This window comes from Candidatus Methylopumilus rimovensis, assembly GCF_006364615.1.
Classification (GTDB): Bacteria; Pseudomonadota; Gammaproteobacteria; order Burkholderiales; family Methylophilaceae; genus Methylopumilus; species Methylopumilus rimovensis.
Genome location: NZ_CP040986.1, coordinates 711,762 through 728,970, shown reverse-complemented (window position 1 = coordinate 728,970; position 17,209 = coordinate 711,762). Strand labels below are relative to the sequence as shown.

Annotated in this window: 16 protein-coding genes; all 16 read left to right on the top strand. The window is 37.9% G+C overall.

The window, feature by feature from the left end:
* Nucleotides 1–216 precede the first annotated feature (216 nt).
* The 16 genes from FIT61_RS03725 (at nucleotide 217) to aroF (ending at nucleotide 17,127) form a co-directional block, all read left to right on the top strand.
* Nucleotides 217–570 (top strand): hypothetical protein, encoded by a 354-nt coding sequence (locus FIT61_RS03725; RefSeq protein ID WP_139883329.1) that lies wholly within the window; start codon nucleotides 217–219, stop codon nucleotides 568–570.
* 6 nt (nucleotides 571–576) lie between these two features.
* On the top strand, nucleotides 577–1,383 hold the full coding sequence (gene truA, locus FIT61_RS03720; RefSeq protein ID WP_139883327.1) for a tRNA pseudouridine(38-40) synthase TruA: 807 nt from the start codon (nucleotides 577–579) through the stop codon (nucleotides 1,381–1,383).
* A 40-nt stretch (nucleotides 1,384–1,423) separates the two neighbouring features.
* The gene (locus tag FIT61_RS03715) at nucleotides 1,424–2,047 is read left to right on the top strand and encodes a phosphoribosylanthranilate isomerase (RefSeq protein ID WP_139873463.1); all 624 of its coding nucleotides are present in this window, start codon (nucleotides 1,424–1,426) and stop codon (nucleotides 2,045–2,047) included.
* Nucleotides 2,034–3,236 (top strand): tryptophan synthase subunit beta, encoded by a 1,203-nt coding sequence (trpB, locus tag FIT61_RS03710; RefSeq protein WP_139873462.1) that lies wholly within the window; start codon nucleotides 2,034–2,036, stop codon nucleotides 3,234–3,236. The genes FIT61_RS03715 and trpB overlap by 14 nt, the downstream gene beginning before the upstream one ends.
* A gap of 7 nt (nucleotides 3,237–3,243) precedes the next feature.
* Nucleotides 3,244–4,038 carry a tryptophan synthase subunit alpha gene (gene trpA / locus FIT61_RS03705; RefSeq protein WP_139873461.1) on the top strand — a complete coding sequence of 265 codons (795 nt, stop codon included), beginning with the start codon at nucleotides 3,244–3,246 and terminating at the stop codon, nucleotides 4,036–4,038.
* Between the two features lie 16 nt (nucleotides 4,039–4,054).
* The gene (gene accD / locus FIT61_RS03700; RefSeq protein WP_139873460.1) at nucleotides 4,055–4,912 is read left to right on the top strand and encodes an acetyl-CoA carboxylase, carboxyltransferase subunit beta; all 858 of its coding nucleotides are present in this window, start codon (nucleotides 4,055–4,057) and stop codon (nucleotides 4,910–4,912) included.
* A gap of 34 nt (nucleotides 4,913–4,946) precedes the next feature.
* Nucleotides 4,947–6,197, top strand: a complete 1,251-nt coding sequence (folC, locus tag FIT61_RS03695; protein WP_139873459.1) for a bifunctional tetrahydrofolate synthase/dihydrofolate synthase — start codon at nucleotides 4,947–4,949, stop codon at nucleotides 6,195–6,197.
* Nucleotides 6,198–6,200: 3 nt separating this feature from the next.
* Nucleotides 6,201–6,758, top strand: a complete 558-nt coding sequence (locus tag FIT61_RS03690) for an SPOR domain-containing protein (protein ID WP_139883325.1) — start codon at nucleotides 6,201–6,203, stop codon at nucleotides 6,756–6,758.
* Nucleotides 6,758–7,261, top strand: coding sequence for a CvpA family protein (locus FIT61_RS03685; RefSeq protein WP_139873457.1), 504 nt, complete (start codon nucleotides 6,758–6,760; stop codon nucleotides 7,259–7,261). Before FIT61_RS03690 ends, FIT61_RS03685 begins: the two co-directional genes overlap by 1 nt.
* 9 nt (nucleotides 7,262–7,270) lie before the next feature.
* Nucleotides 7,271–8,800, top strand: coding sequence for an amidophosphoribosyltransferase (gene purF / locus FIT61_RS03680; RefSeq protein ID WP_139873456.1), 1,530 nt, complete (start codon nucleotides 7,271–7,273; stop codon nucleotides 8,798–8,800).
* A gap of 176 nt (nucleotides 8,801–8,976) precedes the next feature.
* Nucleotides 8,977–10,149 carry an O-succinylhomoserine sulfhydrylase gene (locus tag FIT61_RS03675; protein WP_139873455.1) on the top strand — a complete coding sequence of 391 codons (1,173 nt, stop codon included), beginning with the start codon at nucleotides 8,977–8,979 and terminating at the stop codon, nucleotides 10,147–10,149.
* 86 nt (nucleotides 10,150–10,235) lie between these two features.
* Nucleotides 10,236–12,785, top strand: coding sequence for a DNA gyrase subunit A (gene gyrA, locus FIT61_RS03670; RefSeq protein WP_139873454.1), 2,550 nt, complete (start codon nucleotides 10,236–10,238; stop codon nucleotides 12,783–12,785).
* 14 nt (nucleotides 12,786–12,799) lie between these two features.
* Nucleotides 12,800–13,876, top strand: a complete 1,077-nt coding sequence (gene serC, locus FIT61_RS03665; protein WP_139873453.1) for a 3-phosphoserine/phosphohydroxythreonine transaminase — start codon at nucleotides 12,800–12,802, stop codon at nucleotides 13,874–13,876.
* Nucleotides 13,877–13,880: 4 nt separating this feature from the next.
* On the top strand, nucleotides 13,881–14,951 hold the full coding sequence (gene pheA / locus FIT61_RS03660; protein WP_139873452.1) for a prephenate dehydratase: 1,071 nt from the start codon (nucleotides 13,881–13,883) through the stop codon (nucleotides 14,949–14,951).
* Between the two features lie 49 nt (nucleotides 14,952–15,000).
* A complete protein-coding gene (hisC, locus tag FIT61_RS03655; protein ID WP_139873451.1) occupies nucleotides 15,001–16,095 on the top strand; it encodes a histidinol-phosphate transaminase in 1,095 nt (364 codons plus the stop codon).
* Between the two features lie 12 nt (nucleotides 16,096–16,107).
* The gene (gene aroF, locus FIT61_RS03650) at nucleotides 16,108–17,127 is read left to right on the top strand and encodes a 3-deoxy-7-phosphoheptulonate synthase (protein WP_139873450.1); all 1,020 of its coding nucleotides are present in this window, start codon (nucleotides 16,108–16,110) and stop codon (nucleotides 17,125–17,127) included.
* Nucleotides 17,128–17,209 lie beyond the last annotated feature (82 nt).

The following is a 17,209-nucleotide window of genomic DNA, read 5'->3' as shown; positions in this document are numbered from 1 at the left end:
AAATATAACTTTAACTTCAATCTTTATTTACTCTTTTTTATTTTGGCCATTTCTTTTTTCTTAAAGTTTTCAATTCCTAAACTTATACTTAGATTAAAATTTTTTCTTATCATTACCTTTCTGCTTTATGTATTTAATACGCCGGGCGAGTATATAGTTCTTTGGGCTTATTTTTCACCTTCTTATGAAGGCCTTTTATTAGGTACAACTCAAATTATGCGTCTCATTAATTCAGTCGCTCTTATTACGATGATGATTTCATTCATGAGCTATCAGACTTTAATTGAAACTTTCTATTTAATAGTTAAACCATTAAGGTCGTTAGGTCTTGATGCAAAAATTTTTGCTGTTCGTCTTTGCTTAACTATGGAGTATGTTAAGACTTTTCAATCGAAACGCAAACTGCGTTTTAATTTTAACGATTTGTCTTCATTGCTCTTATATTCAAGTAATAAAACTCATAGAAAGCATACTTATATTGAAATAAAAGAGGAAAGAGTTAATACATTGTCTATGGTTATGATTTCTGCAATGGTATCTATTACATTTTTTGTGATTTCTTATATTTAAATCCTTATGAAAATCGCATTGTGTATTGAATATGATGGCTCTGATTATTCTGGATGGCAAAAACAGAATGATGTAGATTCTATTCAAGGTGAAATTGAAAAAGCGCTTGAAAGCATTGTGTTAGAAAAAATAGATACCTATGCATCAGGCAGGACTGATACCGGTGTTCATGCGCTTATTCAGATCATTCATTTTGAAACTTCAATTGAGAGACCTGTGACGGCTTGGATAAGAGGTGTTAATGCTTTCTTGCCATCTTCTATTCGAGTGTTATGGGCGCAAGAAGTTGATGATACCTTTCATGCGCGTTATTCAGCAACACAACGCCATTATGAATATTTAGTGTATAACGCCTCTTTTCCGTCTGCTCTATGGGCTAATAAAGCAGGATGGATTCACGATGACCTTGACTTTAAAAAGATGAAAAAGGCTATTCAATATTTTGAAGGTGAACATGATTTTAGTGCGTTTCGATCTTCAGAGTGTCAAGCTAAAGGTCCTGTAAGAACGATCACTCGCACATCTATTTTAAATTACCACCCATTTTATCTTTTTAAGTTTTCTGCGAATGGTTTTCTGCATCATCAAATAAGAAATATGATGGGGGCTATTCTCTATATTGGTAAAGGTAATTACCCAAGTGAATATATTAACGAGCTATTGATATCAAAAGATAGAAAAAAATCACCCCCTACTTTTTCTCCTCACGGCCTTTATTTGTGCGGTGTTGATTATGATCCGTGCTATGCATTTCCTTTTACGCATCGAACCGTCAATATTTTTGACAATAATCATTTAAGCCAAGATCGTTAATCCTTATAATGATCATCTTTCATCTTGAATTGATTTCACATTGAGAACACGTATTAAAATTTGTGGCATTACGCGCTTAGAAGATGCAAAAGCTGCTATTCATGCTGGCTGCGATGCGCTTGGCTTTGTTTTTTATAAAGAAAGTCCACGTTATATTGCTTTAGCTGCATTTAAAGACTTTGCTAAAGAGCTGCCACCATTTGTGACTAAAGTAGGCCTTTTTGTTAATGCGGATCCTGCCTATATTAAAGAGGCAATACAATCAGGATTGGTAAATGTTTTACAGTTTCATGGCGATGAAACCCCTGACTTTTGCAGGCAATTCAAATTTCCTTATATTAAAGCCGTTGCGGTTTCGCTATCAGTAGATTTGTTACAATATGAAAAGAGTTTTTATGATGCAGAAGCCTTATTGCTTGACGCACCACATGAGTATCTCAAAGGTGGCACAGGTCAAACATTTGATTGGAATTTAATCCCACTTTCGCTTTCTAAGCCTATTGTTCTAGCAGGTGGTCTTACAGTAGACAATGTGAAAGAGGCCATCAAAAAGGTTAAGCCATACGCAGTTGATGTGAGTGGCGGCGTTGAAGAATCAAAAGGTATTAAAAATTCTCTTAAAATTCAAGAATTTATAAAGGAAACTCAAGATGCAGCCGTATGATATGCCAGATGAAAAAGGCCATTTTGGTCAATTTGGCGGTGTATTTGTCGCAGAAACTTTGATTGAAGCGCTCGATGAATTAAGAGTGATGTATGAAAAGTATCGCCATGACCCGGATTTTCTTGCTGAACTTCATTATGACTTAAAGCATTTTGTGGGTCGACCAAGTCCAATCTATCATGCTAAAAGATGGTCTGATCGAGTGGGTGGCGCTCAAATTTATTTGAAGCGGGAAGACTTAAATCATACAGGCGCTCACAAAGTCAATAATACTGTAGGCCAGGCTTTACTTGCGAAACGTATGGGCAAGCCTCGCATCATAGCCGAGACAGGAGCAGGGCAGCATGGGGTTGCAACAGCGACTATTTCAGCACGTTTAGGTCTTGAGTGCGTAGTTTATATGGGAGCTGAAGATGTTAAAAGACAAGCGCCTAATGTATACCGCATGAAACTTCTTGGCGCTACGGTTGTACCAGTAGAAAGTGGATCTAAAACTCTAAAAGATGCGCTTAATGAAGCCATGAGAGATTGGGTTACTAACATCTCTACTACCTTTTATATCATAGGTACTGTGGCAGGACCTCATCCTTATCCTATGATGGTTCGTGATTTTAATTCTGTCGTGGGTGTTGAATGTAAAACGCAAATGAATGAAATGCTTGGCCGGCAACCAGATGCGGTGGTCGCATGTGTCGGTGGTGGTTCTAATGCGATGGGTATTTTTTATCCCTATATAGATTTGCGCGAAGTTCGATTAATTGGCGTTGAAGCTGCAGGGCATGGTATTGAAACGGGCAAGCACGCAGCACCTTTAACTGCCAATAGTCCGATAGGTGTGTTGCATGGCAACCGAACTTACTTAATGCAGAATGAAGAAGGTCAAATTATTGAAACACACTCAATATCAGCCGGTCTTGATTATCCAGGCGTTGGCCCTGAGCATGCTTGGTTAAAAGATATTAAGCGCGCTGAATATGTTGCTGTTACAGATACAGAGGCTTTGGATGCTTTTCATAGTCTATGTCTTACCGAAGGTATTATTCCAGCGCTTGAAACTAGCCATGCTCTAGCATATGCAGAGAAGCTTGCGAAAACAATGAAGCCCGATCAAGTGATTCTTGTGAATTTATCAGGCCGTGGGGATAAAGACATCAATACCGTAGCTAAAATTTCAAATATCAACTTGTAAAATTTATATGTCGAGAATCACAAATACATTTCAAGTGCTTAAAGAAAAAAATAAAAAAGCTTTAATTCCCTACATTACAGCAGGTGACCCGCATCCTGATTTAACTGTGTCAATGTTGCACGCTTTGGTTGATGCGGGTGCTGATATGATTGAATTGGGTATCCCATTTTCAGATCCGATGGCAGACGGACCTACCATTCAAAGGGCAAGTGAAAGAGCTTTAGCGCATCACGTAGGTTTGTCCCACGTATTTAAAATGGTAAAAGCTTTTAGAGAAAAAGATAATAAAACACCTATTATCTTGATGGGCTATGCAAACCCTATTGAAGCAATTGGTGCAGAGACTTTTGTGGAAAGAGCGAAAGCTTCTGATGTGGATGGAATTATCACAGTAGATTATCCGCCTGAAGAATGTAAACAATTTACAAAACTTCTTAATGAAAAGAACATAGATAGTATTTTTTTATTATCACCAACGACAGAATTGGATAGAGTAAAATTAATTATCGAACAAGCTTCTGGATTCTTATATTACGTCTCACTTAAAGGCGTAACAGGTGCTGCTAATATCGATATTGAACAAGTGAAATCCAAAGTAGGCATTATTCGTGAATTAACAAAACTTCCGATTGGTGTAGGTTTTGGAGTAAGGGATGCGGCAACAGCAAAAGAAGTTGCTAAAATTTCTGATGCCGTTGTAGTAGGCAGTCGCATGGTTCAGGAAATTGAGAATTCAAATAAAGATAATTTAATTCACAATATTTCAAAGTTAATGAAAGAATTAAGAGAAGCTGTTAATTAATGAGTCGAGTGAATATATGAGCTGGTTAAAAAACGTCATACCTCCCAAAATAAAACGCATCGTTGGTAGCGTATCTAAAAAAAATATTCCTGAGGGTTTGTGGTGTAAATGCCTATCATGCCAGGCGGTTCTTTATCGTACAGATCTTGAGCAAAACATGGAAGTATGTCCAAAGTGCTCTTTTCATAACAGAATTTCAGCCCGCGCGCGCATCGATACCATATTAGATAAAGAAAAAAGAAAAGAAATTGGTGCGCAGATTCAACCACTAGATTCTTTAAAATTTAATGATACGCAAAGTTATGCTGATCGCATTAAATCATCACAAAAAGATCTTAATGAAAAAGATGCGATGGTTGTGATGCAAGGTTCGATAGAGGGTAAGCCTGCGGTGATAGCTGCTTTTGAATTTAAATTCATGGGCGGATCTATGGGGTCTGTCGTTGGTGAAAAATTTGTGCGTGGCATTCAAGCTGCAATTAAATCTAAAGCAACATTTATATGCGTCTCTGCAAGTGGTGGTGCTCGCATGCAAGAAGGTCTGTTATCGCTTATGCAAATGGCAAAAACAAGCGCTGCTTTAACTAAGTTAAGCGAGGCTAAATTACCATACTTCTCAATTCTTACCGATCCTACTATGGGTGGTGTATCTGCCAGTTTTGCTATGTTAGGTGATGTCATTATTGCAGAACCTAAGGCATTGATTGGATTTGCTGGCCCTCGTGTGATTGAGCAAACGGTAAGAGAAAAACTTCCTGAAGGATTTCAGCGGTCTGAATTTCTTTTATCACATGGCGCGATTGATATGATTGTAGATCGCCGTGACATGAAAAAGAAACTTGTTAATTTAATATCTAAATTATCTAAAAATTAATTTAACTCCACTCCAGTTCCCACATAATCGCCCTATGAGTCTTAAAGATTGGCTAGGGTATATTGAATCGATTCATCCCTCCACAATTGATCTCACTCTAGAGCGTATCAAAGTTGTTGTTGAGCGTTTAAATCTAGATATTTCTTTCTCTATCATTACTGTTGGTGGCACTAATGGCAAAGGCTCTACCTGTGCTATTTTGGAGTCGATTTATAAGGAGGCAGGTTATAAAGTAGGCTGCTATACCTCACCTCATTTTTTACATTTTAATGAGCGAATTAAAATTCAAGCAGATCCTGTTTCAGATGATCTTATTTGTGAAGCCTTTACAAAAATTGAATCAGTTAGAAAGGAAATCTCACTTACTTATTTCGAATACGGCACGATCGCTGCCATGATTATTTTTGCCGACGCTGATCTAGATATTGCTATTCTTGAAGTAGGTTTGGGTGGCAGGTTAGATGCTGTAAATGTTTTTGATTCCGATTGTGCCATTGTCACTTCCATTGATCTTGATCATATGGATTATTTAGGACATACAAGAGAGGCGATCGGTTTTGAAAAAGCTGGAATTTATCGTGCTAATAAAATAGCAATATGTGGCGACTTCGATCCTCCTCAATCTTTAATAAATCATTGCGAATCTATTCAAGCTGAATTAAAAATAATAGGTAAAGATTTTGCTTATGAAGCACATCATGATTCCTTTGATTTTTCGATTGATTCCTCTTTTGTGATGAATTTACCATTACCTAGTTTGCAAGGCTTTTTTCAGCTTACCAATGCTTCAAATGCACTCATGGCTGTCAAAATAATGGAAGATCAATTACCTTTAACTGAAGCTGCAATTCAGCAAGGTATTGCTTCAGCATTATTGCCAGGTAGATTTCAGGAGGTGAAAACAAATCCTTCTTTGATTTTAGATGTTGCGCATAACCCTCATGCAGCTAGATCTTTAAGCGATAGTCTAAGAGCCCATAGCGCGTCTGGCAAAACGATCGCCATATTTTCAATTCTTAGAGATAAAGATATCTTGGGCGTAGTTGAAGCAGTAAGTCTTGATATTGATGCTTGGTATATTGCAGAAATTGAAAATGAGAGAGCCGCTAATATAGATACCATTTCTAATGCCATACAAAAAGTTAATCCATCAGCGCATATAGTGCCATTTAAAAATATACAAGAAGCGTACCAATTTGCATCCAATGAAGTCGCGAGGAATGATAGAATAATCGCATTCGGTTCTTTCTTTACCGTAGCCGATATTATGAAACTTATTCCCTAAGTTATGAGCGAAGACAATTCAATACAGTCTCAAGAAGATAAACTGATTAGCCAGGCCAAAAAGAGGCTTCTTGGCGCATGTGTCCTTTTATTTATTCTTCTTATTTCAGCGCCTTTTGTTTTAAAAAATCGTAACGAAGAAGGACCTACTGAACCTATTAAGATTTCAATGGAAAGTTCACCTGTCATTGCTGACATGAATGCCGAAAGCATTAAACCAGCAGATATAAAACCAGAGATTCCAGAATCACCTAGCCCTCAAAACAAAAAAGAATTATCGCCATCATCACCTGACGCAAAGGCAAAACAGGAAACAATCATATTATCAAATAGCGGCTTGTACATTCAATTAGGCGTTTTTTCAGACGTGGAAAAATTAAAACCGCTTCAACAAAAATTAAATCTAATAAATATTCAAACTAAAAGTGAAGTGGTTAAGATTAATGGTGTCGATAAAGTAAGATTAATTACAGATGAATTTAAAACTGAAGCTTTAGCAAAAGACACATTACTTAAAATTAAAAATGCAGGTATCACAGGCATTATCAAGAAGATTAATTAATGACATTTATTGATTATGGTTTTTTTATCATCATCATTGTTTCTTGTCTTCTTGGCTGCTACCGTGGTTTTGTGCGAGAACTTCTTTCTATCATTGCTTGGTTTTTTGCGTTTTATTTAGCACAATCTTTTTCTCTTGTTATTGCTTCAAAACTTCATTGGATTGATACGGAATCGATTCGAAATTTAGTCGCTTATGTCTTGATTTTTATTGCTGCCCTTGTTCTTTCAATGGGTGTGATTGCCGTTCTTAACAAATTTATTAAATATACGGGCTTTTCATTTCCTAATATTTTATTGGGAGGCTTATTTGGTTTTGTTCGCGCAATCTTTATTGGCTTGATTTGTCATTTTGTTATTCAATCAACATCGTTTGTAAATCATTCCGCTTGGCAAGATGCTTTTATTAAACCTTATTTCGAATCTTTTACAGCCAAGGCAGGCGTTTATTTGCCACTAGATATCCTTAAGCATGTAAAATATCCTCAACGAACATATTTTTAAGGCGCTGAAATGTGTGGAATCCTTGGAATAGTCGGTAAAAATCCTGTTAATCAGCTACTTTATGATGGCTTATTAGTTCTTCAGCATCGGGGTCAAGATGCTGCTGGTATTGTCACCTGTGACGGCAATACTTTCTTTATGCATAAAAATAATGGTCTCGTGAAAGATGTTTTTCATACCCGCCATATGCGAAATCTTATTGGTAATGCTGGTATTGCGCATGTGCGTTATCCTACTGCTGGTTCATCTTCTGCTGCCGAAGCTCAGCCTTTTTATGTGAACTCACCTTTTGGCATTGTTTTAGGACATAACGGAAATTTAACGAACGCGGAAAAACTTAAAGAAGATATTTTTAGGCAAGATCTTCGTCATATCAATACCACATCAGATTCAGAAGTTTTACTTAATGTGTTAGCGCATGAAATTGAAGAGTCTTCAAAAAGCACTGTCCTTAATAGTGACGTTGTTTTTGATGCTGTTACTTCACTTCATAAGAGATGCAAAGGCGCATATGCTGTAGTTTCTATGATTGCTAATTTCGGCTTACTTGCATTTAGAGATCCTCATGGTATTCGCCCGCTTGTTATTGGCAAACACGACAGTCCAGAAGGTGTTGAATATATGGTGGCTTCTGAAAGTGTAGCGCTTGATGTATTGGGATTTAAGTTAGTAAGGGATGTTGAGCCAGGCGAAGCAATCTTTATTGATATGAATGGTAATTTTTATTCTAAACAATGTGCCAAACCTAATCATCATCCTTGTATATTTGAGTATGTATATCTTGCAAGACCTGACTCTGTCATTGATGGCATTTCTGTCTATCAAACACGACTTAATATGGGAAAGACCTTAGCGCAAAAAATTAAAAAAGCATGGGCACATTTAGATATCGATGTAGTGATCCCTATACCCGATACAAGCCGTCCTAGCGCATTACAGCTTGCGCTTGAACTGGGACTTGATTACCGCGAAGGCTTTATTAAAAATCGTTATATTGGTCGTACTTTTATTATGCCTGGCCAAGCATTAAGAAAAAAATCAGTGCGACAAAAACTCAATCCCATTAAGATTGAATTTCAAGATAAGAATGTACTGTTAGTTGATGATTCTATTGTGCGAGGTACAACGTCAAAAGAAATTGTTCAAATGGCTAGAGAAGCGGGCGCTAAAAAAGTTTACCTAGTTTCAGCGGCACCTCCCGTGAGATTTCCCAATGTGTATGGCATTGATATGCCTTCACGTACAGAATTATTAGCGCCTAATAAAACAGACGAAGAAATCCGCGAAGAAATTGGTGCGGATGAATTAATTTATCAAGATCTTGATGCACTGATTGAGAATATTGCATCGATCAATCCAAAGCTTAAAAAATTCGACGCTTCTTGTTTTGATGGCAAATACATCACAGGCGACATTGATGAATATTATTTAAAAAATATTGAAACGCTTCGAGCTGACTCTAATAAATCTGATAAGCCGTCAAATGCAAGTACACAAATGGATTTAAATTTAATTAAAAATGAAGAAGAAGCTGCTTAATATTAAGCGTTTCTTGACGTATTTTTTTTATCGTGCATAATTCGAACTGCGCTGATTTGAGTGATAATTTATTTCTCAGCTTGCGGGCGCGTTAAAAATACAGCTAAAGCGAGGTCTGTCCCGTTTTAGCTTTTTGTGAAACGGGTTTTTTTATGCCCAAAAAAAGGTAACAGACTATGAATAACGATCCATGGAAATTTGATACACAAGCTATTCGAGCAGGCTCATTACAATCTGAGTTTGGTGAAAATTCTGAAGCTATCTTTTTAACTTCAAGCTATGTGTTTGATTCATCATCCCAGGCTGCAGCAAGATTTGCGGGTACTGAGCCTGGCAATATCTATTCTCGTTTTACAAATCCTACGGTCACAATGTTCCAGGATCGCCTTGCAGCTCTCGAAGGTAGTGAAGCATGTGTGGCAACTTCAAGCGGTATGTCAGCTATTTTAGCAACGATCATGGGCCTATGTTCTGCAGGCGACCATATTGTGGCGTCAAGAAGTATCTTTGGTACAACTGTTCAACTCTTTAGTAATATTTTAAAGCGTTGGGGTTTAGAAGTGACTTTTGTGTCACTCACTAATCTTAATGAATGGGAAGAAGCCATTCAAAAAAACACAAAACTTTTCTTTGTGGAGACTCCGTCTAATCCATTGACTGAAGTGACGGATATTAAAGCGCTTTCAAAAATTGCACATCATAAAGATATTAAATTGGTGGTCGATAATTGTTTTTGTTCGCCAGCACTTCAAAGACCTTTGTTATTTGGTGCCGATATTATTATTCATTCAGCCACCAAATATATTGATGGCCAAGGACGTTGTCTAGGTGGCGCAGTTCTGGCAGATAAAAAAACGATAGAGCCAATTTATCAATTCTTACGAACAGCAGGCCCTTCGATGAGCGCTTTCAATGCTTGGGTATTTTTAAAAGGCTTAGAAACATTATCTATTCGTATGGACGCGCACTCCAAGAGCGCTCTTCATTTGGCTTCATGGCTTGAATCCCAGCCTCAGGTAGATCGAGTTTACTATCCTGGATTGGCTTCCCATCCGCAGCATAAACTTGCTTTAACCCAGCAAAAAACCGGAGGAGCCATTGTATCTTTTGAGGTAAAAGGCAACCAAAAAGAGGCTTGGAGCCTAATTGATTCGACTCGGTTAATCTCTATTACAGCTAATTTAGGGGATGTTAAATCTACAATTACACATCCTGCAACAACCACTCATTCAAGAGTAAGCCTTGAAGAACGTCAAAAAGCCGGTATTAAGGATAACCTCGTTAGAATCGCTGTAGGCCTTGAGGATATAGAAGACCTAAAAGCCGATTTGTCTAGTCTTTCACGCTAAAAAATACCTTTAGCAGGGCAAGAATACAGCCCTGCTACATGCTAAAATTTGGGTAGTTTTCTACTTAAATTATCGATCTAAATCCTATGAATCAATTTGCCAAAGAAACCATCCCAATCAGCCTTGAAGATGAGATGAAACGCTCTTACCTCGATTACGCGATGAGCGTGATTGTCGGGAGAGCACTTCCTGATGTAAGGGATGGGTTAAAGCCTGTACATCGCCGTGTTCTTTTTGCGATGCATGAACTTAATAACGACTTTAATAAGCCTTATAAAAAATCAGCGCGTATTGTCGGTGATGTGATCGGTAAATACCATCCTCATGGCGACACAGCTGTATACGACACAATCGTTCGTATGGCACAAGATTTCAGCTTGCGATATATGTTAGTTGATGGTCAAGGTAACTTCGGTTCGGTAGATGGTGATAATGCTGCTGCTATGCGATATACGGAAATTCGTATGTCTAAAATTGCGCATGAGCTTTTAGAGGATATCGATAAAGAAACCGTTGATTTTGGCCCTAATTATGACGGCTCTGAGCAAGAACCGCTTATTATGCCAGCGCGCATTCCGAATCTTCTTATTAATGGAAGCTCCGGTATTGCTGTGGGTATGGCGACCAATATTCCACCCCATAATTTAAATGAAGTTGTCGATGCTTGTTTGCTGCTCCTCGAAAAACCTGAGTCATCAATTGATGCATTAATTAAGTTAATACCAGCACCAGACTTTCCAACAGCTGGAATCATTCATGGCACTTCAGGTGTTAAAGAAGGATATAGAACCGGACGCGGCCGCGTTGTCATGAGAGGTAGAACACACGTTGAAAAATTAGATAAAGGTAATCGTGAAGCACTCATTGTTGATGAGCTTCCATATCAAGTAAATAAAAAAACATTTATCGAGAAGATTGCTGAGCTCGTAAATGATAAAAAAATTGAAGGTATCTCAGATTTGCGAGATGAGTCAGATAAATCAGGTATGCGTGTTGTGATTGAGTTAAAGCGTGGGGAAAATCCGGATGTCATTCTAAATAATCTTTATAAGCAAACACAACTTCAAGATAGTTTTGGTATGAACATGGTAGCGCTCATTGATGGCCAACCAAAACTTCTTAACTTAAAACAAATTCTTGATGCTTTTTTAAGACATCGTCGTGAAGTTATTACAAGAAGAACAGTATTTGAATTAAGAAAAGCACGGGAGCGTGGCCATATCTTGGAAGGTTTAGCAGTGGCATTAGCAAACGTCGACGAGATGATTAAAATTATTAAAGCAGCGCCGACACCACCAGATGCTAAAAAAGAATTGATGGCGCGCACATGGAAATCTTCTGTCGTAGAAGGAATGCTTAACGGCGCTGCAATGGAATTCTCTCGCCCTGAAGGCTTATCAAAAGAGTTTGGGTTGAGTGCATCAGGCTATAAGTTATCTGATGTTCAAGCTCAAGAAATTCTTCAATTAAGATTACAACGTTTAACAGGCTTAGAACAAGAAAAAATTGTTAACGAATATAAAGAGATTATGAATGTCATCACAGACCTTCTTGATATTTTAGCAACGCCTGCAAGAGTCACAGCAATTATTGCAGATGAACTTAAAGCCATCAAAGAACAATATGGCGATAAACGTCGAAGTGAAATTGTTGAGAATGCATTAGATTTATCAACCGAAGATTTAATTACTCCTGAAGATGTAGTGGTGACACTTTCGCATACAGGTTATATCAAATCACAAGCATTAGCTGAATATCGCGCGCAAAAACGTGGCGGAAGAGGTAAGCAAGCAGCAACTACAAAAGATGATGATTTCATTGACAAAATGTTTGTGGCAAATACACACGACAACATTTTATGCTTCTCAAGTCGCGGACAAGTTTATTGGCTAAAAGCATATGAAGTGCCGCAAGGAAGCCGCACAAGCCGGGGTAAACCTATTGTGAATTTATTCCCTCTGCAAGAAGGCGAAAAAATTAATGCGATTTTGCCCATTAAAGAATTTGATGATAAGCATTATATTTTCATGGCAACGGCTTTAGGTACAGTTAAAAAGACCCCGCTTACAGATTTCTCAAACCCACGCAAGTCAGGCATTATCGCGATCAATCTTGATGACAATGACTTCTTAATTGGCGCTGAAATTACGGATGGCTCCAACGATATTGTTTTGGTTTCAAATGGTGGTAAGGCTGTTTGGTTTGATGAAGAAGACGTAAGAAGTATGGGTCGAAATACACGGGGCGTTCGTGGAATGAAATTGCAAGAAGACCAACAAGTGCTATCACTCCTAATTGCAAGTGATGATCAACAATCTATGCTTGTGGCTACTGAAAATGGGTATGGAAAACGAACTGTTCTCTCTGACTTTAGACATTCAGGACGAGCTACACAAGGCGTTAAAGCTATACAAGTGAGTGAACGTAATGGTCTTGTCGTTGCTGCAAAACTTGTGAGTGATGAAGATGAAATTATGTTAATTACAACAGGTGGTGTTCTTATTCGAACACGCGTCAGTGAAATTCGAGAGCTTGGTCGGGCAACGCAAGGTGTCACATTAATTAATTTAGGCGAAAACGAAAAATTATCAGGTCTCGAAAAGATCGTAGAAGCTGATGATGATTTAGAGGAATAGCTTTTTAATTCACCATGAAATGTACTTATAACTTTTCAGCAGGTCCGGCAGTACTTCCAAAATCAGTCATGCTTCGAGCGCAATCTGAAATGCTAGATTGGCATGGCTCAGGTATGTCTGTCATGGAAATGTCGCATCGTGGTAAACATTACATGTCGATTATTGAAAAAGTAGAAAGTGATTTCCGATCTCTTTTTAATGTCCCTAAAAATTACAAAGTACTTTTTTTACAGGGTGGTGCGATCGCTCAAAACTCCATGGTGCCTTTAAATCTTCTTAATGGTAAAAAAGCGAATTATGTAGTGAGTGGATATTGGTCTAAGCGCTCTTATCAAGACGCCTTACCTTTTGGCGATATGACGATTGCAGCTTCTTCCGAAGCTATTGGTTATGCAAAAGCACCTGATCCTAAAGACTGGAAAATTGACTCATCTGCAGCTTATGTTCATTTTTGTTCCAATGAAACGATACACGGTGTCGAATACTTTGATATGCCATCTATCAAAACGATTCCAGTTGTTGCCGATATGTCATCTCACATTCTTTCAAGACCGGTCGATATAAGTCAATTTGGGGTGATTTATGCTGGTGCACAAAAAAATATTGGACCTGCAGGTTTAACAATTCTTATTGTAAGAGATGATCTTTTAGATGTTGCTTCACCATTAACTCCCTCGGTATTTAATTGGAAAACACAAGTCGAAAATCAGTCTATGATTAATACACCGACGACTTATAGTATATATATGGCAGGCCTCGTATTTGAATGGCTTATTGAGCTTGGTGGTCTAGAAGTTATTGAGAAACAAAATATTAAAAAAGCTGAATTGTTATATGGCTACATTGATTCAACAGACTTTTACTCTAATCCGATTGATATCAAAAATCGTTCTCGTATGAATGTGCCTTTTAGAATTCAAAATGAAGATTTACATACATCTTTTGTAACAGGCGCTGAAAATTTAGGTATGATCGGCTTAAAGGGGCATCGCCTTGTAGGCGGTATAAGGGCTTCAGTCTACAATGCTATGCCTATTGAAGGCATTCAAGCCTTAGTTGATTACATGAAGGATTTTGAAAAATCACATTAATCTTATGACAGACGAATTAAAAAAATTAAGAGACGCCATCGACAAAATCGATAATGAACTTTTAGATCTTATTTCTAAAAGAGCTTCATTAGCGTCAAATATCGGAAGTCTAAAAACCGATGGTGTGATTTATCGTCCTGAACGAGAAGCTCAGGTCTTGCGTCGTTTGGTTGAACAAAACCAGGGACCGCTTTCAAATGAAAGTATTGAAAGTATCTATAAGAGCATCATGTCTAATTGTAGGGCGCTTGAAAAACAAATCTCCGTTGCATTTTTAGGGCCGCTCGGAACATTCAGCGAAGAAGCATCTATGAAACAGTTCGGTGAATCGATTGTTTCTATGCAAACATCGAGTATCGATGAAGTATTTCATCTTGTGGAATCACATAAAGCGCACTATGGTGTAGTGCCTGTAGAAAACTCCACAGAAGGTGCGATTAATCGGACGCTTGATTTACTTCTCACATCTAATACTTTGATATGTGCTGAGATTATTTTGCCTGTGCATCATAATTTAATAAGCAATGAAAAAAATTTATCGAGCATTAAAAAAATATACTCTCATGCTCAATCATTATCGCAATGTCATCAATGGTTGCTTAATCATGCTCCAGGCATTGAATTACAATCCGTTTCTAGCAATGCTGAAGCTACCAAGATAGCATCTAAAGAAAAGGGTACCGCTGCTATTGCTAGCATCCGTGCTGCAGGATTATTCAACACTCCTGTGTTAAATGAAAATATCGAAGATGATCCAAAAAACTCAACGCGATTCCTAGTAATTTCTAATCACGAAGTTAAGCCTTCTGGATTAGATAAAACATCCATTATTGTTGCCGCAAAAAATCAGCCTGGTGCTATTGCATCGATGATTGAACCTTTTGCAAAGAATAAAGTAAGCATGACTAAACTTGAATCTCGCCCATCTAAAACTGGCTTATGGGAATATGTTTTTTTTATTGATGTGGAAGGGCATATGACGGACACAAAAGTCGCGCTATCACTGAAAGAAATCGAATCTAAAGCTTCATTCTTAAAAGTCTTAGGATCCTATCCGCAATCTAATTTGACTTAATGGATTTATGCGCTAGCATGCCACTTAAGACTTTTTTTAATATTTGATTATGTCTATTCAATCTCTCATTCCAAAGTATATTTGTGATATTGCCCCTTACCAAGGTGGCAAACCTATCTCTGAACTTGCTCGGGAATACAACTTAGAAGAATCATTCATTGTGAAGTTAGCTTCCAATGAAAATCCTTTGGGTATGAGCCCAAAAGCGCGTGAAGTGATTTTAAAATCTATTGATGAGATTTATCGCTATCCTGATGGTAATGCATTTAAATTAAAAAACGCTGTTAGTCATAAATTTAATTTAAATCCCGATGGTTTAATTTTTGGAAATGGATCAAACGATATTTTAGAGTTAACTGCACGCACATTTTTAAAAGTGGGCGATGAAGTTATTTTTTCACAACATGCTTTTGCTGTTTATAGTCTTGTAACCCAGGTTATGGGGGCTATAGGTGTTAAGGTCCCGGCTTATAATTTCTCGCACGATCTTTCAAAAATGTTCGATGCGATCACTTCAAAAACGAAGATGATTTTCATTGCGAACCCCAATAATCCCACAGGAACACTTATTCTTAAAAATGAACTTAAAGCGTTTTTAGGTAAAATTCCTCAGCATATTATTGTGGTTTTAGACGAAGCTTACGATGAGTATCTAGACGGTGATGATAAATCAGTGAGCTTTACATGGCTTAATGAATTTCCAAATTTAATTATCTCAAGAACTTTTTCAAAAGCTTATGGTTTGGCAGGATTGAGAGTGGGTTTCGGGGCATCCAACCCTGAAATTATTCAATTTATGAATCGAGTAAGACAGCCTTTTAATGTCAATAATTTGGCGCAAGACGCTGCGGTTGCAGCATTATTGGACGACGCATTTGTCACTGAGAGTAAAATACTGAATAATAATGGAAAAAAACAATTAGAATCAGCTTTTCAAAAACTGAATTTAAGCTTTATTCCTACTTTTGGAAACTTTATAAGTTTCAAGGTAGACAAAGCTTCTCAAGTGTACGAGGCGTTATTAAAAGCGGGTATCATTATCCGCCCAGTGGCTAATTATGAGATGCCTGATTATTTACGTGTCAGCATTGGTCTTAAAGAAGAAAATGAAAGATTTATTCAGGCATTAGAAACGATTATTTAAATAGGATTTAGCATGATTATTGTAATGAGCAACGCTGCGACAGAAGAGCAAATTGAGTCGGTCATTAAGCGCATAGAAGAAAAAGGCCTAGAAGCCAATGTTTCTCGAGGCACTGAGAGAACAGTAATTGGTGCAATTGGAGATGAGCGTAGCCTTGATCCAGAGCTTTTAGAGTCTCTTCCCGGCGTTGAGCAAGCGCTTCATATTGTAAAGCCTTATAAAATTGTTGCACGTGAATGGCACAAAGAAGATACCGTGATTGATATAAAAGGTAATCTCATGGGCGGCAAACAAATCCAAATTATTTCAGGCCCGTGTTCAGTTGAGACGCCGGAGCAAATGGAAAAATCTGCAAAGGCTGTAAAAGCCGCGGGTGTAAGGCTTATGCGTGGAGGTGCGTTCAAGCCTCGCACAAGTCCTTATACGTTCCAAGGTACAGGTGTTGAAGGGCTAGAAATGTTTAGAAAAGCTGCAGACAAAGAAGGCTTGCCTATTGTTACTGAACTTATGGATGCAAGACAACTTGATACCTTTATGAAATATAAAGTAGACGTGATTCAAATTGGTACTCGTAGTATGCAAAATTTTGAGCTTCTAAAAGAAGTAGGTAAAGTCAATGTGCCAGTGATTTTAAAGCGTGGGATGTCAGCAACGATTTCAGAATGGCTAATGGCTGCAGAATATATTGCAGCAGGCGGCAATCATAATATTATTTTCTGCGAGCGTGGTATTCGAACTTTTGAAACTTATTATAGAAATGTATTGGATGTCACTGCGATTCCAGTGTTAAAAAAAGAAACACATCTTCCTGTGATCGTAGATCCGTCTCATGCCGGTGGTAAAGCATGGATGGTGGCAGCTCTATCTAGAGCAGCTATTGCTGCAGGGGCTGATGGTCTTTTAGTTGAGATGCATCCTAACCCATGCGAAGCATGGTGTGATGCAGATCAAGCGATTAATCCTCAAGAGCTTATTACGCTCATGGGAGAACTAAGAGGTATTGCAAAGGTGATTGGCCGCGAAATTCTTTAAAGAACTCATGGATTTCATGAGTTCTCTTTAGCAAATTTCCACTATGAGATTAGGTGTTTTTACCTCAGTATCATCCCATATT